The sequence below is a fragment of the Citrobacter sp. Cc139 genome, assembly GCF_030334645.1.
In the GTDB taxonomy this organism is placed as follows: domain Bacteria; phylum Pseudomonadota; class Gammaproteobacteria; order Enterobacterales; family Enterobacteriaceae; genus Citrobacter; species Citrobacter werkmanii.
The window spans coordinates 204699-224788 of record NZ_JAOWDM010000091.1 but is presented as its reverse complement, the minus strand read 5'-3'; the positions used below and the strand labels follow the sequence as shown (position 1 = coordinate 224788).

Genomic DNA, 20090 nt, shown 5'->3' with positions numbered 1-20090 from the left:
TGCTATTGCTCTAATGTGGAGTGCGGTCACTCGTTTGTGATGAATGTTGCTTTCTCCCATTCCGTTAGTCCAAGCGCGCTGAATGGGCAGGGGAGGGTTAAAGAGCTAATTGATGCCATTCCACCCGAGGAGCGGGAAAAGGCTTTAAAGTTGCTGCTGGCTGCGCAAAAGAATGGGTAAAGTATGCGTCGGGAATGGCCGATCCGTTCCCGGAACCTGAACACAGGATTTCAGTTTATGCGGACATAAAATTATTATTTTTCATATTGTTATATTTTTCGTGTTTCACGAACCTCCATAAAATTACACACCTAAAATAAATTATCCATTTAATATCATAGTGTTATGTATTCAGGCCACAAATGCGACGGACAGTAAAACTGAAAAAAGCTGAATTTCTTTTCATTCTTTTCAGTTCCTGTCTCGCAGAGCATCCCCAGAACGGGCGCGGGCTGGTGGTATCGTTTGTAAAAAATCACAACTGAAAAATTTTAGTGATATGAAAACCGCAGGCGGGTGCGGTGTAGTGCGATTTTGGTCATTTTGATAATTTTTTGCTGAAAAGTGCAATACTTTGGACTTCTGTTAAGTCCTCTTGATTGCTATTTTGTTAGTGATGTTCATTTTATGAGCATGCAGCATTGTGATTGATTAGGTACAAAAATTGATAAATTGTGATGGATATCATTAATTTTTACTGATAATTAAAACAGTGTATGTAAAGCCAGGTTTAGATACTAGCTTTTTAAGTTGAATTAATGCCTCATTCTTTTTAAGATAATTCCTCTTTTGTTTTTCATAATAGGGAATTTTCATGAGACTCAAATCGCTAAAAGTAAAAAATTTTCGTGCTATAAATGGTGAGAGTAATGTTTTGCAGTTTGATAATAACAATATTGTTTTTTTGTTCGGTAAAAATAATATTGGGAAGTCGAGTATGTTGCATGCGTATAAATATTTTGCAGCCCCAACTCAAAAGGCATTAATTACAGATTTTCTTGATTACGATGAGGGCAATAACATTGTAATTGAAGCAGTATACATCAAAGAAGATTCAGATACCCAAAATTTTGCAGATAAAGGTCTTGATAAATGGGTTAGTGTCAAGACTAATGAAATTAGGTTTAGGAAAACTTGGATAAAAAGGGATCAGGTGGCGAAAAAAGAAACCTTTAACCCTAGCGAAGAGGTTAATGGTTTTGTGGATAATGGTTTTGGAGGTTTGGAGCAAATACTGACTAATGCTACTCCGGTAATTATTTTTATAGAGGCCATCCCTAACATTAAAGAATTAACTGATTGGTTAGATAAACAGATAAAAAGTAATCTATTGGCAAAAATAAAAACATCTTATAATGAAGAATATGAAGAAGCAGCTAAGGCAGTAAAACGGTTACAAGGTAAAATAGAAAGTGCGAATTTTTTAGGTGAAATGAGCAATGCGGCAAATAAATATTTTTGCGAAACATTTCCTTCCTTGGAAATGAGGATTGCATCACTACCCTATAAAGAATCAGATATCGCTAAGATTTTCGAAAAAGATTTTAGCGTTACTATTGGACCTCGTTTAATTCAAGAGCAGGAGCAGGAGCAGGAGCAGGAGCAGGAGCAGGAGCAGGAGCAGGAGCAGGAGCAGGAGCAAGAACAAGAACAGACTGCTCTTACGGAAGAACAGGTAAAAGTAGCTGTTGAACAGGTTTCATTGATCAAAGAGCAGATAGCGGAAATTGAAACAAGGGGAAATGATGGTTACAGGTCTTTTGATCTACAAGGACATGCACTAATTAGACAGGCACTAGTTACCCTTTTAGGGATTTTTAAAAATACGGAGGATGGGAAAAAACATATTATTCTTTTTGAAGAGCCTGAGCTTTATTTGCATCCAAGCAATAAAAGAAAATTCAGAGAGACTCTATATAAACTTGCTAATGGGGATAATTATCAAGTAATCTGCGTTTCACACGATCCTCAATTGATTGATCTCAGTAAACCACATACATCTTTAGCAAGGTTTATTAAAGGTGATGATGGGAAGACTGAGATATATCAAACTGATGAGGACTTATTCGTTAAAGATGTTGAGACAAAAGATAGAGTTCAGATGCTTAACCGCTTTAATCCTCATCTTTGTGAGAGTTTCTTTTCTGATGAGGTTATTTTAGTCGAGGGTGATACTGAAGCAATTATAACGAGGCAGTTACTATTAGAGCATTTCCCAGAAAAAGAAATATTTGTAGTTAATACTGGATCAAAAAATAACATTCCTTTCTTTATTAATGTATTGAGCAATTTTAAGATAAAACAACATATCATTCATGATTCTGATGAACGTTACTTGTATGAGAAAGGAGTTGTTAAATATAATAATGATGGCGAAAAAACATCTAATAGTGCATGGACAATGAATGAAAAAATATGGGATGCAATGCAAATTGCGAGTGCAAGGAATGGCTGCGAAATCAATAGGTATGTTTCAATAAGGAATTTTGAGCATGCACATAATTATTCACACGATTCCAAAAAGGGCAAGCCGTTATCCGCCTTTGAATATGCGAAGACATTAGATATTAATGATGATTCCTTATCAATCGTCAACCAACTTAAAAAAATTGTCGGTGCGATAGAAAATGATGTTGTCTATGATCAGCAATATTTGGAAGACAAAGTTGTAGAGCCATTTTGATCATGAATAGACAATATCAGAGTAGTATTGGATCATAATCTGGCGCTGCTTAATATATTGCGCATGGTTGTAAGTCCCTCGAATGGAGTTCTTATCAACATGCGCAAGTTGCATTTCAATCCATGCGCTTTCAAAACCATGTTCATGCAAAATAGTACTCATGGTATGCCTGAAGCCGTGACCCGTTAACCGACCATGATAGCCCAGTAGTTTTATCACTTTGTTGATACTGGCTTCGCTCATTGGTTTTCTAACGTCGTTTCGTCCAGGAAAAACGAGGCTGTAATTCCCAGTTATTTCTTGCAGCTTTTTCAGGATGCTGATCGCCTGAGTAGATAACGGAACCAGATGGGGGCGGCGTTTCTTCATCCGTTCTTTGGGGATCTCCCATAAGGCATTATCTAAATCAAACTCAGTCCATTCCGCTGCACGTAGTTCAATTGTTCGCACGCCTGTTAGCATCAACAGCTGCGTGGCGTATTTGGTGACTAAACTGCCCTGATAGTTATCCAGAGCATTGACGAACTCGGGCAACTCGCTTTCAGTCAGGAACGGGAAGTGTTGAGTTTTAGGTTTGTTGAGTGCGATAGCTAAATCGGGTGCAAAATTATACTTTGCTCTTCCAGTGGCAACAGCATAACGAAGCACCTCACCACAACGGCGGCGGATCTTGCTGGTTTGCTCTAGCGCACCTCTTTTCTCTATTTTTTGCAGGACGGTTAGCAGCTCTAGTGGTTCAATCTGCTCAATTGGGCGCTGACCGATAAAAGGAAAAATATCCTTTTCCATGCAGTTGAGAACCTCTTTTGCATACCCCTCTGACCAGGTGGTTTTTTTCGATGAGTGCCATTCTCTGGCCACAGACTCAAAGCTGTTCTCATGCGCGAACTGCAAAGCAATCTTATTTGCTTTTCTGGCTTCACTTGGGTTGATCCCTTTGGCTAACATCGAACGCGCTTCATCACGTTTAGCACGTGCCTGTGCCAATGACACATCGCCATATACGCCGAAGGAAATCATCTTAGGCTTACCTGCAAAGCGATAGCGGAAACGCCAGCCTTTACTGCCCGCTGTGTCGATGAGGAGTGATAGCCCCATACCATCGTTAAGCGTATAGGGTTTGTCCTTCGGTTTTGCTCTTTTTATTTGGATGTCAGATAGCAGCATGTGTATAGAAAAAAGATCGAACTCAGTTATACACAATGTTATACGCAAAAATGTATAGATTCCATTAGAAATAATGGCACTTTACTGGACGAATAAAATAAAAGGTATGAACTAAAATCAATGAGTTATGTACTGTGTTGGACTTTGTGAGAAGTGTTCATGGTGTCCCCTGCAGGAATCGAACCTGCAACTAGCCCTTAGGAGGGGCTCGTTATATCCATTTAACTAAGGGGACGAAGCGGCACGAGTATAGCGTTTTTTACCCTCAACGGTAAGTCTCAAGCCGCCTGACTGCTCAAACAGTCACCATTCAAGCCTGTTTTTTCTGGTTTTTCTGTTTTGATTCTTCGCGTTTTGCTTGCTGCCTGGCTTCTTCCTTGCGTTTGTTGCTCATATCATTGCGGATCTGCGCGTGGCTCATCAGCGCAAAGATAAACGTACCGCCGCAGATATTTCCGGCGAGTGTCGGTAACGCAAAGGGCCAGAAGAAATCACTCCAGTGCAGCGTACCATTAAAGACCAGATAGAGAATTTCCACCGAGCCGACGACGATATGCGTGGTATCGCCCAGCGCAATCAACCAGGTCATCAGAATAATGACCACAATCTTCGCCGCACCGGCCGCAGGGAACATCCAGACCATTGTAGCAATCAGCCAGCCAGAAATAATCGCGTTAGAAAACATCTCTGTTGGGCTGTTTTTCATCACGTCCATACCGATTTTGACAAAGGCGTCGCGGGTCTCTTCATCAAAAATCGGCATATATTCAAAGGCCCATGCCGCAATGCCGGTACCGATAATATTACCCAGTAAAACCACCCCCCACAGGCGCATTAGCAGACCAAAATTGCCGAGGGTAGGGTTTTGCATAACCGGTAGTACGGCAGTGACGGTATTTTCGGTAAAAAGCTGTTGGCGGGCCATGATGACGATGATAAACCCGAAGGTATAACCAAGGTTCTCGAGTAGAAATCCACCTGGCACGCTTTCTAATTGCACGTGAAAAATCCCTTTTGCCAGTAACGAAGCGCCCATCGACAGCCCGGCAGCGATGGCCGACCACAGCAGCGCCATCGCATCGCGTTCCATCTCTTTCTCCCCATCCTGGCGGATATGTTCATGAATCGCCATGGCGCGCGAGGGGAGTCTGTCCTCATCGACCTCTATCTTTTTACCTTCTAACTTTTCATCACTTTCGACCTGGATTTCGTCGCTGTGCCGATCAATTTTTTCTTTCTCAATATCATTCATAGCCGAATCCTGCATAAGCACGTATTGCTAAAGCGTAGCGGTTTTTATCCGAAAATCAGCGGGAGAAAGTCTGAGATAGCAAAAATGGTAACGTTTGTTTTTATTGGGTTAGCTAAAATAGAACCGCCGCGTAGTGTGCATAACCAGGCTATGATCAAATCAGTAAGACCGGGTATATAGACATCGTTTGACGTGCTGTTACAATCGCTCACATCTTAACAGGCGGATACGTCATCGTTCCGTCATGGATGGCAATCAGCGATAGCCATATTACACAGGGAGACACTTATGAAGCTTCGCCTGTCGGCGCTTGCGCTGGGAACCACACTTTTGGTGGGGTGTGCGAGCTCCGGTACTGAACAGCAGGGGCGTTCGGATCCATTTGAAGGGTTCAACCGCACAATGTACAACTTTAACTTTAATGTGTTAGATCCCTATGTTGTTCGACCGGTAGCAGTAGCCTGGCGTGATTATGTCCCGCAGCCGGCGCGTAATGGTTTGAGCAACTTTACGGGCAACCTTGAAGAGCCAGCCGTCATGGTCAACTATTTCCTGCAAGGCGATCCTTATCAGGGGATGGTGCATTTTACCCGTTTCTTCCTGAACACCTTGTTGGGTATGGGCGGCTTTATCGATGTGGCGGGTATGGCGAATCCGAAGCTACAGCGCGTTGAACCACACCGCTTTGGCAGTACGTTAGGCCACTATGACGTGGGTTACGGACCGTATATGCAGCTTCCGTTCTACGGTAGCTTCACGCTGCGCGATGATGGTGGCGATATGGTGGATACGCTGTATCCGGTACTGTCCTGGCTGACCTGGCCGTTGTCGATAGGTAAATGGACAGTCGAAGGGATTGAAACCCGCGCACAGCTGCTTGATTCCGACGGTCTGCTGCGTCAGTCTTCCGATCCTTACATCATGGTACGTGAAGCCTACTTCCAGCGTCATGACTTCATCGCGAACGGCGGGAAACTTAAACCAGAAGAAAACCCGAACGCGAAAGCCATTCAGGATGATTTAAAAGATATTGATTCCGAGTAAGGAATTGAGGCAAATAAAAAGGTGAGCTAAAAAAAGCTCACCTTTTTTAATGTCTGCAGAAAATCAGAATGCGTAGTTGAAGTTGGTACCGAACAGCCAGGCTTTACCTTCAGAATCGAAAGTATACGGGCCTTCTTTGACGGTCACTTTCTGACCGTGCATATAAGAAACACCAACATCAATAGATGCGTCATCATTGAATGCGTAAGTCGTACCCGCGCTCAGCCACAGGCGGTCCTGGTCTGGAATGGAGATGGAACGCTTGCTTGCAGGAACCGGGCTGTCGTCATAGGCGATACCGGTACGGAAGGTCCAGCTTTTATCCATATAATAGGTCGTGCCCAGCGCGATGCGGTAAGAATCCTTAAAGCCTTCTTCTTTATAGAACAGCGTCTGGCCGTTGGTGCCGGTTGCTTTCAGCTCCTGGAACTGGCTCCAACTGGTATAAGCCATGCTGTAGTGAATAGCCCATTGCGGAGCGATGCGGTTATAGCCCGACAGTTCCCACATTTCCGGCAGGTTCAGCGTCAAAGAACCCGGGACGGTGGCATTGGTTGTGCCCCATGGGAACGCGGTGCCTGCGCCAGGTAACGCATTGGCCTGGGAACGAATACCGCTTTTGTAATCACCATCGAAGTCGATTTTAACTTCAGAGCGGTAGGTCAAGCCGTAACGGTTATTTTTATCCAGCTCGTACAAAATACCGGCGTTCCAGCCGTAGCCCCATTCGTCACCCTTCAGGCTGGCGATCTTCTGGCTTACTTTCGGCAGTGCGGCGGTCTGCTCACCGGAATAACGCTCAATTTTTGCATCGGCGTAAACGGCATTAAAACCAACACCAAAGCTCCAGCTGTCATTCAGACGGTAGGCACCGCTCAGGTTAAGGTTGACCGTTTTAAGATCAGTCTTCCCACCGTACTCACCGACGATATAGCTGTCATTAAACTCGGTTGCCAGACCATAGTTTGAGGTGACAGAAGCCCCCCAACCAAACTGCTCGTTGATAGGCATCACGAAGTGAGCGTTGGGAACCCACGCTGTAGGGGCGATGTTATCTGCGTCGGTACTACGTCCGGTGAATGGCGATTTACCGGAAATATTAACGTCTGGATCGATATACACCGCGCCCGCAGAAAAAGTGGGGCGATCGAACATCATAATCAGTGCCGGGTTACGACTGGCGTTACCTGCATCATCTGCAATAGCGCCTTCACCCGAATATGCCCGGCCAAGGCCAGAGGAAGAAAATTCGTTTAACTGAAAGCCTGCAGACCAGGCCTGTGTGGAGATAATTGCCACTGCGACTGCGAGAGCAGACTTTGTAAACAGGGTTTTCTGGCTCATGACCATAACCTCATAGATTTATTTTTATACAAACAATGTTACATACCGTAACAGGAGCGCGAAGTGTAGGGTCTGAGGTACGACATAGAAATCAGACCAGTGCCGAGAGTATAGGTCTGACCAGCTGAAATGTTGCAAGTATGTTTATAAATATTTTCAATTCTGATCTCGGAAACGCGATCCAGCTGGCAAAATTGCGGGTATGCGCACTCACCTGTTTGGGTGATTTTTGTTTTAGATCATTTTTAAGTGTGATTTCGGTCACTTATCGCATTTCATACAATTAACGACTGGAGAGGCGAAAGAGGGGAGCGTAAAATATCCCTATCGTTTATCTGGCACCTCAGGTGCGAATACAGAGGAAATCTACAATGAGTAAATGCAGTGCTGATGAAACCCCGGTTTGCTGCTGTATGGATGTTGGCACCATCATGGACAACTCCGATTGCACCGCGTCATACAGCCGTGTGTTCGCGAATCGCGCAGAGGCAGAAGAAACGCTGGCCGCTCTGACTGAAAAGGCGCGTGGCGTGGAATCTGAGCCTTGCCAAATCACCTCTACCTTTACCGAAGAATCAGATGGTGTGCGTCTGGATATTGACTTTGTTTTTGCTTGTGAAGCTGAAACGCTGATTTTCCAGTTGGGCCTGCGTTAATCCCTTCTCTTTATACCCTTGCTGCCTGGTAGCAAGGGTATTTTCGTAACAGTCAGTGATTATTCACTGTGTCTTAGCTCCCACTTTCTTTTCTCTCCGCTTGGCTAAATGTAAAAAATTGGTTAAGACTGTGATCAGGTCAGACCACTTATTTTTATTTTTTACAGGGGAGTGTTATGAGTCAGGCTTTACCGCTGGTTACCCGCCAGGGCGATCGCATCGCCATTGTAAGCGGATTGCGTACGCCATTTGCCCGTCAGGCAACCGCATTTCATGGCATTCCCGCCGTAGATTTGGGGAAAATGGTTGTTGGTGAACTGCTGGCGCGTAGCGAAATACCCGCTGATGTGATCGAGCAACTGGTCTTTGGTCAGGTGGTACAAATGCCTGAAGCCCCCAATATTGCTCGTGAAATCGTACTGGGAACCGGTATGAATGTGCACACGGATGCCTACAGCGTAAGCCGAGCCTGCGCTACCAGCTTCCAGGCAGTAGCGAATGTCGCGGAAAGCCTGATGGCGGGGACAATTCGCGCCGGAATTGCCGGCGGGGCGGACTCGTCGTCTGTCCTGCCGATTGGCGTCAGCAAAAAGCTGGCGCGCGTGCTGGTGGATGTCAATAAAGCCCGCACAACAGGGCAACGCCTGAAACTGTTTTCCCGGCTGCGTTTACGTGACCTGATGCCTGTACCCCCCGCCGTCGCTGAGTATTCTACCGGCTTGCGCATGGGGGATACGGCCGAGCAAATGGCGAAAACCTATGGCATTACGCGCGAGCAGCAGGATGCCCTGGCGCATCGTTCTCACCAACGTGCCGCTCAGGCATGGGCTGAAGGAAAGCTCGCCGATGAGGTGATGACCACCTACGCGCCACCGTTTAAAGATCCTCTTTCCGAAGATAACAATATTCGCGGCAACTCTACGCTGGCCGATTACGCCAAACTGCGTCCGGCGTTTGACCGAAAGCACGGCACCGTCACTGCGGCGAACAGTACCCCGCTGACGGACGGCGCAGCCGCGGTGATATTGATGACGGAGTCGCGTGCGAAAGAGCTGGGACTGGTGCCGCTGGGGTATTTACGCAGCTATGCTTTCACCGCAATTGATGTCTGGCAGGACATGCTGCTGGGACCGGCGTGGTCAACACCGCTTGCGCTGGAGCGAGCTGGACTGACGATGACGGATTTAACCTTGATCGATATGCATGAAGCCTTTGCCGCACAAACGCTGGCGAACCTTCAGTTGCTGGGCAGCGAACGTTTTGCCCGCGAAGTGTTGGGTAGGGCACATGCCACTGGCGAGGTTGATGACAGTAAATTTAACGTGCTGGGTGGGTCTATTGCCTATGGGCATCCTTTCGCTGCTACCGGTGCGCGAATGATCACGCAAACCCTCAATGAATTACGCCGGCGTGGCGGCGGCTTTGGTTTAGTCACCGCCTGTGCGGCAGGTGGTTTGGGTGCGGCAATGGTTCTGGAGGCGGAATGATGGAAATGACATCGGCTTTTACGCTAAACGTGCGTCTGGATAACATTGCTGTTGTCACCATTGATGTGCCCGGAGAGAAAATGAATACCCTGAAAGCGGAGTTTGCTTCTCAGGTTCGGGCCATCCTGAAACAAATTCGCGACAACAAAGCGCTGCGCGGTGTGGTGTTCATTTCAGCGAAACCCGATAACTTCATCGCCGGAGCAGATATCAACATGATTGGTAGCTGCCGCAGCGCGCAGGAAGCCGAAACGCTGGCCCGCCAGGGGCAGCAGATTATGGCGGAAATCCATGCGTTGCCGATCCCGGTTATCGCCGCGATTCATGGCGCATGTCTGGGCGGTGGCCTGGAGATGGCGCTGGCCTGCCATAATCGTATTTGTACCGATGATGCTAAAACCGTACTGGGTTTGCCGGAAGTCCAGCTTGGTCTGTTGCCCGGCTCCGGCGGCACGCAACGCTTGCCACGCCTTATTGGCGTCAGTACTGCGCTGGATATGATCCTCACAGGGAAACAATTGCGCGCAAAACAGGCGCTTAAAGTGGGGCTGGTGGATGAAGTCGTGCCGCTGTCCATTTTGCTGGAAGCTGCCGTTGAACTGGCTAAAAAAGACAGTTCCTCACATCGGAGTCTGCCCGTACGTGAGCGGGTATTAGCGGGGCCGCTGGGGCGAGCGCTGCTATTCCGTATGGCCAGTAAAAAGACGGCGCAAAAAACGCAGGGAAATTATCCCGCGACGGAACGTATCCTTGAGGTCATTGAAACCGGCCTTGCCCAGGGAAGCAGTAGCGGTTATGACGCAGAAGCCCGCGCATTTGGGGAATTGGCGATGACACCCCAGTCTCAGGCGCTGCGGCACATCTTTTTTGCCAATACCGACGTGAAAAAGGATCCAGGTAGTGATGCAAAGTCCGGTCCGCTAAACAGTGTCGGCATTCTGGGTGGCGGTCTGATGGGCGGAGGTATCGCCTATGTGACGGCCTGTAAAGGTGGCTTGCCAGTACGTATCAAGGATATTACTGCTAAGGGAATCAACCACGCGCTGAAGTACAGTTGGGATCAGCTTGAAACGAAAGTTCGTCGCCGTCATATCAAAGCCAGCGAGCGCGATAAACAGCTGGCGTTAATTTCTGGATCTACCGATTATCGCGGTTTTGCGCATCGCGATCTGGTTATTGAAGCCGTGTTCGAAGATCTGGCGTTAAAACAACAGATGGTGGCAGAAGTTGAACAAAATTGCGCACCTCACACTATTTTTGCTTCCAACACCTCATCTTTACCAATTAGTGATATTGCGGCTAAGGCTGCCAGACCTGAACAAGTGATTGGTTTGCACTTTTTTAGCCCGGTGGAAAAAATGCCGCTGGTTGAGGTCATTCCGCATGCAACGACCTCTGAGCAAACTATTACAACAACCGTCAAGTTGGCGAAAAAACAGGGTAAAACACCGATAGTCGTCAGAGATAAGGCCGGATTTTATGTTAACCGCATTTTAGCGCCTTACATCAATGAAGCTATACGCCTGTTAACCGAAGGCGAGCGGGTTGAAGCCATTGACGCCGCGCTGGTTAAGTTTGGTTTTCCGGTTGGGCCAATCCAACTTTTGGATGAGGTCGGAATTGATACGGGCACTAAAATTATACCTGTGCTTGAAGCGGCGTATGGAGAACGTTTTAGCGCGCCTGCAAATGTTGTTGCTTCAATTTTGAATGACGATCGCAAAGGTAGAAAAAATGGTCGTGGTTTCTATCTTTATGGGGCGAAAGGGCGTAAAAGCAAAAAACAGGTCGACCCTGCAATTTATACGCTTATTGGCGCTCAGGGCCAGGCTCGACTCACCGCCACGCAAATTGCTGAGCGGTGTGTCATGTTAATGCTCAATGAAGCAGCTCGCTGTTTCGACGAGAAGGTCGTCCGCAGCGCCCGTGATGGCGATATCGGCGCTGTATTTGGTATTGGTTTTCCGCCATTCCTCGGCGGCCCGTTCCGCTATATGGATTCCCTCGGCGCGGGTGAAGTAGTTGCGGTTCTGCAACGGCTATCAACACAATATGGCTCGCGGTTTACGCCGTGTGAGCAGTTATTGCTGATGGCGGAACGCGGTGAAAGATTCTGGAATAGTAGGGAAACTGACCTGAATTCATGAGGTCAAAGGTAGGATGAATCCGCACTGAATGTATGGCTCATGCTCAAAATGTAAACAGAGATTGACTATACTTACGCCGTTGAGGTAAAAAACAGCGTTTCATTCGGTGAATGGATAAGGCACAATGCCGGCCACCATATCGTTACCACGGTCAATAGGGGACGTGATTAACTGGTGTTGGTGATTCTGGTTAACAAAAGCGGTGCAATATGCAAGTTTTTATCATGCGTCACGGCGACGCGGCCCTCGATGCCGCCAGTGATTCGGTTCGTCCTTTAACCTCTTGTGGTTGTGACGAATCTCGCCTGATGGCGAACTGGCTGAAAGGTCAAAAAGTGGATATCGAACGTGTTCTGGTGAGCCCGTTCCTGCGAGCCGAACAAACGCTGGATGTGGTGGGGGAATGCATGAACCTGCCAGGCGGCGTGGATGTTTTGCCGGAGCTGACTCCCTGCGGCGATGTTGGTCTGGTCAGCGCCTATTTACAGGCTCTGGCCAATGAAGGTATCACCACGGCGCTGGTGATTTCTCACTTACCTTTAGTGGGGTACCTGGTGTCTGAGCTTTGCCCAGGCGAAACTCCGCCGATGTTTACCACGTCAGCGATTGCCAGCGTTACGCTTGATGAAAGCGGAAAAGGGGTTTTCAACTGGCAAATGAGCCCGTGTAATCTCAAAATGGCGAAAGCGATATAAGTAGGCCGAATAAGGCACAACCGCCATCCGGAAAATAAAAGAGCCGCAAACGCGGCTCTTTCTGTTTTTCTGCATCAGGGAAGTTCTGGCGGCAGCCACTCTTCCACTTCAATCAGCACCAGCAGTGCGGCGTCGCCACCATACTCTTTCGGTGCCTGATGAAAGGCCATCACGTGCGGATGCTGTGCCAGCCAGAGAGGCGTTTGCTGTTTAAGAATATGCTTTCCGTGGCCATGCATAACGCAGGCGCAAAACACATGCTCACGACGACAGGCGGCGATCAGCGCGCCTAATTCCTGTTTGGCCTGTTGCTGGGTCAGTCCATGCAAATCAAGAAACAGCTCCGGGGAGTAGTCGCCACGGCGCATTTTTTTGAGTTCGAAATGGCTGACGTCGGCACGTAGATATCTTACCGGGCCGTCTGTGTTCAGCAACGGCTGAAATTCGTCAGAAAAATAGTGGCTGGCATCAGCCTGTTCCTGCAACAGCCTTTTAACCGGGACCTCGGTGATTTTTTTACGTAGCGGTCGGTGAACAATAGTGTCTTGCTTAATTTTACGCGTGCCGGTCATCAGCTGGCGAAACAGCGTCTGATCCTCCTCGCTGAGCGATGTTTTCTTTTTCATTCGAGAGTCTCATCTTTTATTTTCCGTTAGTTTAACCCGACTCGACGGGCATCCGATCGCTTAAAACGCAATTTTCGCGTTCAGGCCCGGTGTGGATGCTGATTTATCGCCGTCTTCGTGGCAAACTAGCCGCCGAAATTAATACGAGCATGCCCTGGAGGAATACGTGGATAAAATTTTCGTCGATGAAGCAGTGAGTGAACTGCATACCATTCAGGACATGTTGCGTTGGGCGGTCAGCCGTTTTAGCGCGGCGAATATCTGGTATGGCCATGGCACGGATAACCCATGGGACGAGGCCGTACAGCTGGTGCTGCCGTCGCTCTATTTGCCGCTGGATATACCTGAAGATATGCGCACCGCGCGTCTGACCTCCAGCGAGCGCCATCGTATTGTTGAACGCGTGATTCGCCGCGTCAACGAGCGTATCCCGGTTGCTTATCTGACCAATAAAGCCTGGTTCTGCGGGCATGAGTTTTATGTTGATGAACGCGTGCTGGTTCCACGCTCACCGATTGGCGAACTGATCAATAATCGTTTTGCGGGCCTCATCAATGAGCAGCCGCAGCATATCCTCGATATGTGTACCGGCAGCGGCTGCATCGCTATTGCCTGCGCGTATGCTTTCCCGGAAGCCGAAGTGGATGCGGTGGATATTTCCACTGACGCGCTGGCGGTGACCGAGCACAATATTGAAGAACATGGTCTGATCCATCACGTGACGCCGATCCGCTCCGATCTGTTCCGCGATCTGCTGAAAGTGCAGTATGACCTGATTGTGACCAACCCGCCGTATGTCGATGCGGAAGATATGTCCGATCTGCCAAACGAATATCGTCATGAACCTGAGCTGGGTCTGGCGTCCGGTAGCGATGGGCTGAAACTGACTCGCCGCATTCTGGGGAACGCTCCAGATTACCTGGCAGATAACGGTATTCTGATTTGTGAAGTCGGAAACAGCATGGTACATCTGATAGAGCAATACCCGGATGTACCGTTTACCTGGCTGGAGTTTGACAACGGCGGTGACGGTGTATTCATGCTGACCAAAGAACAGTTAGTTGCTGCTCGCGAGCACTTCAGCATTTATAAAGACTAAATACACGCGCACAAACACAACACTCATAACGGAGCCGTGATGGCAGGAAACACAATTGGGCAACTCTTTCGCGTAACCACATTCGGCGAATCACACGGGCTGGCGCTCGGTTGTATTGTCGATGGTGTTCCGCCGGGCATTTCTCTGACAGAAGCTGACCTGCAGCACGATCTCGACAGACGTCGCCCAGGTACGTCGCGTTACACTACGCAGCGCCGTGAACCGGATCAGGTGAAAATCCTCTCTGGTGTGTTCGAAGGCGTGACCACCGGTACCAGCATTGGTCTGCTGATCGAAAATACCGATCAGCGTTCACAGGATTACAGCGCGATTAAGGATGTTTTTCGTCCTGGTCACGCCGACTATACCTATGAGCAAAAATACGGTCTGCGCGACTATCGTGGCGGTGGACGCTCATCCGCACGTGAAACAGCAATGCGCGTGGCGGCCGGGGCGATTGCCAAAAAATATCTGGCGGAAAAATTCGGCGTTGAAATTCGCGGCTGTCTGACGCAGATGGGCGATATCCCGCTGGAGATTAAAGACTGGTCTCAGGTAGAGCTTAACCCGTTCTTTTGCCCGGACCCGGATAAAATCGAGGCGCTCGATGAACTGATGCGCGGCCTGAAAAAAGAGGGCGACTCCATCGGAGCAAAGGTCAGCGTGGTGGCAAGCGGCGTACCTGCGGGTCTCGGTGAACCTGTATTTGACCGCCTGGATGCCGACATTGCCCATGCGCTGATGAGCATTAACGCCGTTAAGGGCGTAGAGATTGGCGACGGGTTTGACGTTGTCGCGCTGCGCGGCAGCCAAAACCGTGATGAAATCACCAAAGACGGTTTCCAGAGTAACCATGCGGGCGGCATTCTGGGCGGGATCAGCAGCGGGCAGCAAATTGTTGCACATATGGCGCTGAAACCGACGTCCAGTATTACCGTTCCTGGACGCACGATTAACCGCTTTGGCGAAGAAGTCGACATGATCACCAAAGGACGCCACGATCCGTGCGTTGGGATCCGCGCCGTGCCGATCGCAGAAGCAATGCTGGCGATCGTATTAATGGATCACCTGCTGCGTCAGCGGGCGCAAAACGCGGACGTGAAGACTGACATTCCACGCTGGTAAGACATGAAAAAAACGGCACTTGCGGCGCTGGCTCTCTTTGCCAGCACCGCCTGCCTGGCGGCGACGCCCTGGCAGAAAATTACCCATCCGGTGGCGGGCAGCCCGCAGTCTATCGGCGCATTCGCCAATGGCTGTATTGTTGGCGCCGAGACGCTGCCTGTACAGTCTGAACACTATCAGGTGATGCGCACCGATCAGCGACGTTATTTTGGTCATCCGGATCTGGTGATGTTTATCCAGCGTCTGAGTAATCAGGCGAATAATCTGGGGCTGGGCACGGTGTTAATCGGCGATATGGGTATGCCGGCCGGTGGGCGGTTCAATGGCGGTCACGCCAGCCACCAGACGGGACTGGATGTCGATATTTTCCTGCAGTTGCCGAAAACGCGCTGGACCCAGTCACAACTGCTGCGTCCTCAGGCGTTAGATCTGGTCTCACGGGATGGCAAACATGTCGTGCCGTCGCTGTGGAAGCCGGAGATTTTCAGCCTGATTAGGCTGGCGGCAAAAGATAATGAAGTCACGCGCATTTTTGTGAATCCGGCGATTAAGCAGCAACTGTGTCTGGATGCAGGGACCGACAGGGACTGGTTGCGTAAAGTTCGACCGTGGTTCCAGCATCGTGCGCATATGCACGTACGATTACGTTGTCCTGCTGACAGCCTTGAATGCGAAGATCAACCGTTGCCTCCTCCAGGCGATGGCTGTGGCGCGGAGCTGCAAAGCTGGTTCGAACCTCCTAAACCTGGAACCACCAAGCCTGAGAAGAAGACACCGCCGCCGTTGCCGCCTTCCTGCCAGGCGCTACTGGATGAGCATGTACTCTAATGGATCATTTTGTCTCTCTGTTTATGGTGTCGCCACTGCTGTTAGGTGTGCTTTTTTTTGTGGCAATGCTGGCAGGTTTTATTGACTCTCTGGCCGGAGGCGGCGGTTTACTCACCATCCCGGCATTGATGGCGGCCGGAATGCCGCCCGCGCAAGCGTTGGCCACCAATAAGCTACAGGCCTGCGGGGGATCGATCTCTTCCTCGATCTATTTTATTCGCCGGGGCGTGGTTAATCTGGCGGATCAGAAGCTCAACATCTTCATGACTTTTGTCGGTTCCATGAGCGGCGCGTTGTTGGTCCAGCATGTGCAGTCCGACATATTACGCCAGATCCTGCCGGTGCTGGTTATCTGTATCGGCCTCTACTTTCTGTTGATGCCCAGAGTGGGCGAAGAAGACCGGCAGCGTCGGCTGCACGGTTTGCCTTTCGCGCTGGTGGCCGGGGGCTGCGTTGGGTTTTACGATGGCTTTTTTGGCCCGGCGGCGGGATCGTTCTACGCGCTGGCTTTTGTCATGCTGTGCGGCTATAACCTGGCAAAATCGACGGCCCACGCCAAAGTATTAAATGCCACCTCGAATATCGGTGGACTGTTGCTGTTTGCCCTCGGCGGCAAAGTGATTTGGGCGACCGGGTTTGTGATGCTCATTGGCCAGTTCATTGGCGCACGGATGGGATCGCGACTGGTGCTCAGCAAAGGACAAAAACTCATTCGGCCAATGATCGTCATTGTCTCCGCCGTGATGAGCGCCAAGCTACTTTACGATAATCATGGACAGGAGATTCTCCACTGGCTGGGGATGAACTAATGAATAACACCCATCACTACGAACAGTTAATTGAGATTTTTAACGGCTGCTTTGCCGATGAATTTAATACCCGTCTGATTAAAGGCGATGACGAACCGATCTATCTTCCTGCTGATGCGGAAGTACCGTATCACCGTATCGTTTTTGCGCATGGTTATTACGCCAGCGCGTTACATGAAATTTCGCACTGGTGTATTGCGGGTAAAGCGCGTCGTGAACTGGTTGACTTTGGTTACTGGTACTGCCCGGACGGACGCGACGCGAACACGCAATGCCAGTTTGAAGATGTGGAAGTGAAGCCGCAGGCGTATGACTGGCTGTTCTGCATGGCGGCGGGCTATCCGTTTAACGTCAGTTGCGACAATCTGAACGGCGACTTTGAACCGGATCGCGTGGTATTCCAGCGTCGTGTTCATGCCCAGGTGATGGAATATCTGGAAAAGGGGATCCCGGAGCGTCCAGCGCGCTTTATTAACGCGTTACAGAATTATTATCACACGCCTGAACTTAAGGCGGAACAATTCCCGTGGCCCGAAGCGCTCAACTGAAGCCGCCGCCACGTTTACAATGAGGAAAGAAGATGATCGCGGAGTTTGAATCACGCATTCTGGCATTAATCGACGATATGGTAGAGCACGCCAGCGATGATGAGTTGTTTGCCAGTGGCTATTTGCGTGGGCACCTGACGCTGGCCGTAGCAGAGCTGGACGCTGGCGAGGACCATTCCGCTGAGGCATTGTACACCAATGTGACCAGCAGCCTGGAAAAAGCGATTAGCGCAGGCGAACTTTCGCCGCGTGACCAGGCGTTAGTGAAAGAGATGTGGGACGCTTTATTTCAAAAGGCAACGCAATAATAATTGCAGTGGATTGTGCCGGATGGCGACGCTAAGGCGTCTTATCCGGCCTACGTGGACTGACGATTCGGGTTCAGTTTGTAGGCCTGACAAGCGCAGCGCATCAGGCAATGATGAGAGAGTATTTTATTTCACCGCTTTACCCTTCAATAACTTCCTGACCCACAACCGATTCGGGTTCAGTGCCGCCAGCGTACTGGCATCCATAGGAATGGGTTCATCGCTCATTTGCGCTGCCAGAATTTCTGCACACAGCGGGGCTGAGCACAACCCGCGTGACCCCAGCGCGCCCAGCATAAATAGATCGGCATACACCGGGGCGCTTACCGCGTGCGCTTTGTCTTCGGCAAGCGTGGCGTACTGGCTGAGCGTGGCGTTATAGTCCGCGACATTGCCCACCATCGGGATGTGATCGCGCGTAGCGCAGCGGACCCCGCAGCGGGCGGCATGCGCACTGACGTCCACCTCTTTTGCCCATGCGGCGTGCGGGAAGCAGTCGATTAAACGCTGACGATTTTGCTGCTGGTCATCCTCGCGATACTCAGTCTCCTCACACCCACGATGATAGCTGGCGCCAATGCAGTGTTGCTGGTTTTGCGGGGCATGCGGCGTGAGGTACCCGTCGTAGCACAACACCTGGCGCAGCGCTGACAGCGTAGGCGTGGTGGGGATATGACTCACCTGACCGCCAACGGAATAGACCGGTAACGACTGCGTCTGCTCAAAGCGGTTAATGCGATGGCCGTTAGCCAGAACCACCGCTTCGTGAGTGGCGGTTTCTCCACAGGCAAACTGTAATTGCCAGCTTGCTGTCTGGCGCGTCAGTGAGACCAACGTGTGTTGGTAGCGGGTACGTAATCCCAGCGTTGTGGCATAGTCCAGTACGGCGGCGGTTAACTGCGCTGGGCACAGCCATCCACCTGCCGGATACTGAATCCCGCCGCATCCGGTTTCCACGCCTGTCGTTTGCAACACCTGCTGTGCATCTACGCCGACGGCGAGCGCATCGGGCAGTTCAAGAGACAGCATTTGAGTGATTTTCTGCTGGCTTTTTTCATCCCAGGCGAGCTGCGTCACGCCGCACCAGTCATGTGCGAACTCAACCGGAAGGGCGTCATACAGTCGGCGGGCGAAGGTAAACGCAGTGGGGAAAAAGAGATTAATGGCCGCATCATGCTTGCTGAGTAACGGATAGAGCGCGCCCTGACGGTTACCTGATGCGCCTTCAGCAGGTTTCGCGTCTGCGCAATAGAGCGTGACCTGCCAGCCGCGGCGTAGTAGCGCCAGCGACAGCAATGCGCTGGCGATGCCACCGCCAATAATAGCGGCTTCGCGCTTATCTGTGCCCGTGCGCGTGAACCACGGAGCCGATGAAGAGAGCGCCAGAGTCTGTTCCATGATGCCACAAAGCATTTCGCGTTTGCGGCCAAAGCCTTTGCGTTTTTGCATTGTAAACCCGGCTTCCTGCAACCCCCGTCGCACAAAGCCTGCCGATGTGAAGGTGGCCAGCGTGCCGCCGGGGCGAGCCAGTCGGGCCATCGCGTTAAACAGCGTTGGCGTCCACATGTCCGGATTTTTCGCCGGTGCGAAACCGTCCAGGAACCAGGCGTCCACTTTTTGATTCAAAGAGTCATCCAGTTTACTGGTCAGTTCATTAATATCGCCAAACCACAGATCCAGCGTGACGCGCCCATCATCAAGAAGCAGACGATGGCATCCCGCCAGCGGCAGCGGCCACTGCTCTTGCAGTGCCGTGGCCCACGGAGCAAGCTCCGGCCAGTGCTGATGGGCCAGGGTCAGATCTTCACGCGTCAGCGGATATTTTTCGAAACTGATGAAATGTAATCTTTCCAGGGTAGCGTCAGGGTAGGTATCGCGAAAATCGGCAAATGCCTGCCAGAGCGTCAGGAAGTTAAGCCCGGTGCCAAACCCGCTTTCAGCCACCACGAAAAGGGGACGTGAATGCGCAGGAAATCTCTGTGCGAGATGATTCCCGCCGAGGAAGACGTAACGTGTCTCTTCCAGCCCGTTATCATTGGAAAAATAGACATCATCAAAATCTCGGGAAACAGGTGTACCCTCAGCGTTGAATTCAAGGTTGGCAGGTTGTATAGCGTATTGTTTCACGTAAGTTACTCGTCTGGCAGGCTGTGCCCCGATCTTAGCGATGAGTGCCTGGCTGCGCAAATTTCCACATTAAATGGCTGATCGGACTTGTTCGGCGTACAAGTGTACGCTATTGTGCCACTCGAAACTTTAAAATAGTGCGACT

18 protein-coding genes and 1 tRNA gene are annotated in these 20090 nt (G+C 50.1%); 13 read left to right on the top strand and 6 right to left on the bottom strand.

Annotation, left to right across the window (positions count from 1 at the left end; genetic code table 11):
- Positions 1 to 180: Ogr/Delta-like zinc finger protein (locus tag OGV69_RS19150; RefSeq protein ID WP_286469234.1), on the top strand; the 180-nt coding region annotated here is incomplete at its 5' end.
- A gap of 634 nt (positions 181 to 814) precedes the next feature.
- Positions 815 to 2683: an ATP-dependent nuclease gene (locus OGV69_RS19145; RefSeq protein ID WP_069323369.1), complete on the top strand. Its 1869-nt coding sequence runs from the start codon at positions 815 to 817 to the stop codon at positions 2681 to 2683.
- Here the strand turns inward: OGV69_RS19145 and OGV69_RS19140 are convergent, their stop codons facing one another.
- The 3 genes from OGV69_RS19140 to OGV69_RS19130 all read right to left on the bottom strand — a co-directional run bounded on the left by OGV69_RS19140 (position 2684) and on the right by OGV69_RS19130 (position 5093).
- On the bottom strand, positions 2684 to 3850 hold the full coding sequence (locus OGV69_RS19140; protein ID WP_069323629.1) for a tyrosine-type recombinase/integrase: 1167 nt from the start codon (positions 3848 to 3850) through the stop codon (positions 2684 to 2686).
- A gap of 160 nt (positions 3851 to 4010) precedes the next feature.
- Positions 4011 to 4085 (bottom strand) — tRNA-Arg (locus tag OGV69_RS19135).
- 75 nt (positions 4086 to 4160) lie between these two features.
- Positions 4161 to 5093, bottom strand: a complete 933-nt coding sequence (locus OGV69_RS19130) for a formate/nitrite transporter family protein (RefSeq protein ID WP_110498802.1) — start codon at positions 5091 to 5093, stop codon at positions 4161 to 4163.
- 297 nt (positions 5094 to 5390) lie between these two features.
- On the opposite strand from OGV69_RS19130, the gene mlaA reads away from it, so the two are divergent.
- Positions 5391 to 6146 (top strand): phospholipid-binding lipoprotein MlaA, encoded by a 756-nt coding sequence (gene mlaA, locus OGV69_RS19125; protein ID WP_038642393.1) that lies wholly within the window; start codon positions 5391 to 5393, stop codon positions 6144 to 6146.
- A 63-nt stretch (positions 6147 to 6209) separates the two neighbouring features.
- Here the strand turns inward: mlaA and fadL are convergent, their stop codons facing one another.
- Entirely contained in the window at positions 6210 to 7490 is a 1281-nt protein-coding gene (gene fadL / locus OGV69_RS19120) for a long-chain fatty acid transporter FadL (protein ID WP_038642391.1), read from the bottom strand.
- A 371-nt stretch (positions 7491 to 7861) separates the two neighbouring features.
- Between fadL and OGV69_RS19115 the strand changes: the two genes are divergently transcribed.
- From OGV69_RS19115 to sixA, 4 genes are all read left to right on the top strand, one after another.
- On the top strand, positions 7862 to 8146 hold the full coding sequence (locus OGV69_RS19115; RefSeq protein WP_038642389.1) for a YfcZ/YiiS family protein: 285 nt from the start codon (positions 7862 to 7864) through the stop codon (positions 8144 to 8146).
- Between the two features lie 176 nt (positions 8147 to 8322).
- Positions 8323 to 9633 carry an acetyl-CoA C-acyltransferase FadI gene (gene fadI, locus OGV69_RS19110; RefSeq protein ID WP_069323371.1) on the top strand — a complete coding sequence of 437 codons (1311 nt, stop codon included), beginning with the start codon at positions 8323 to 8325 and terminating at the stop codon, positions 9631 to 9633.
- The gene (fadJ, locus tag OGV69_RS19105; protein WP_069323630.1) at positions 9633 to 11780 is read left to right on the top strand and encodes a fatty acid oxidation complex subunit alpha FadJ; all 2148 of its coding nucleotides are present in this window, start codon (positions 9633 to 9635) and stop codon (positions 11778 to 11780) included. Before fadI ends, fadJ begins: the two co-directional genes overlap by 1 nt.
- A gap of 209 nt (positions 11781 to 11989) precedes the next feature.
- The gene (gene sixA, locus OGV69_RS19100; RefSeq protein WP_069323372.1) at positions 11990 to 12475 is read left to right on the top strand and encodes a phosphohistidine phosphatase SixA; all 486 of its coding nucleotides are present in this window, start codon (positions 11990 to 11992) and stop codon (positions 12473 to 12475) included.
- A 74-nt stretch (positions 12476 to 12549) separates the two neighbouring features.
- Here sixA and smrB read toward each other — a convergent pair whose 3' ends face one another.
- A complete protein-coding gene (gene smrB, locus OGV69_RS19095) occupies positions 12550 to 13101 on the bottom strand; it encodes an endonuclease SmrB (RefSeq protein WP_006683613.1) in 552 nt (183 codons plus the stop codon).
- 166 nt (positions 13102 to 13267) lie between these two features.
- On the opposite strand from smrB, the gene prmB reads away from it, so the two are divergent.
- The 6 genes from prmB to OGV69_RS19065 are packed head-to-tail and all read left to right on the top strand — an operon-like array spanning position 13268 to position 17818.
- Positions 13268 to 14200, top strand: a complete 933-nt coding sequence (gene prmB, locus OGV69_RS19090) for a 50S ribosomal protein L3 N(5)-glutamine methyltransferase (protein ID WP_038642381.1) — start codon at positions 13268 to 13270, stop codon at positions 14198 to 14200.
- Between the two features lie 39 nt (positions 14201 to 14239).
- Positions 14240 to 15325, top strand: coding sequence for a chorismate synthase (aroC, locus tag OGV69_RS19085; protein ID WP_038642369.1), 1086 nt, complete (start codon positions 14240 to 14242; stop codon positions 15323 to 15325).
- Positions 15326 to 15328: 3 nt separating this feature from the next.
- The gene (gene mepA / locus OGV69_RS19080; RefSeq protein WP_038642368.1) at positions 15329 to 16153 is read left to right on the top strand and encodes a penicillin-insensitive murein endopeptidase; all 825 of its coding nucleotides are present in this window, start codon (positions 15329 to 15331) and stop codon (positions 16151 to 16153) included.
- Positions 16153 to 16962 carry a sulfite exporter TauE/SafE family protein gene (locus OGV69_RS19075; protein WP_038642367.1) on the top strand — a complete coding sequence of 270 codons (810 nt, stop codon included), beginning with the start codon at positions 16153 to 16155 and terminating at the stop codon, positions 16960 to 16962. Before mepA ends, OGV69_RS19075 begins: the two co-directional genes overlap by 1 nt.
- On the top strand, positions 16962 to 17510 hold the full coding sequence (locus tag OGV69_RS19070) for an elongation factor P hydroxylase (protein ID WP_069323373.1): 549 nt from the start codon (positions 16962 to 16964) through the stop codon (positions 17508 to 17510). Before OGV69_RS19075 ends, OGV69_RS19070 begins: the two co-directional genes overlap by 1 nt.
- Before the next feature lie 32 nt (positions 17511 to 17542).
- Positions 17543 to 17818, top strand: coding sequence for a YfcL family protein (locus tag OGV69_RS19065; protein ID WP_038642363.1), 276 nt, complete (start codon positions 17543 to 17545; stop codon positions 17816 to 17818).
- 126 nt (positions 17819 to 17944) lie between these two features.
- Here OGV69_RS19065 and mnmC read toward each other — a convergent pair whose 3' ends face one another.
- Positions 17945 to 19945, bottom strand: a complete 2001-nt coding sequence (mnmC, locus tag OGV69_RS19060; RefSeq protein WP_069323374.1) for a bifunctional tRNA (5-methylaminomethyl-2-thiouridine)(34)-methyltransferase MnmC2/FAD-dependent 5-carboxymethylaminomethyl-2-thiouridine(34) oxidoreductase MnmC1 — start codon at positions 19943 to 19945, stop codon at positions 17945 to 17947.
- Between the last annotated feature and the right edge of the window lie 145 nt (positions 19946 to 20090).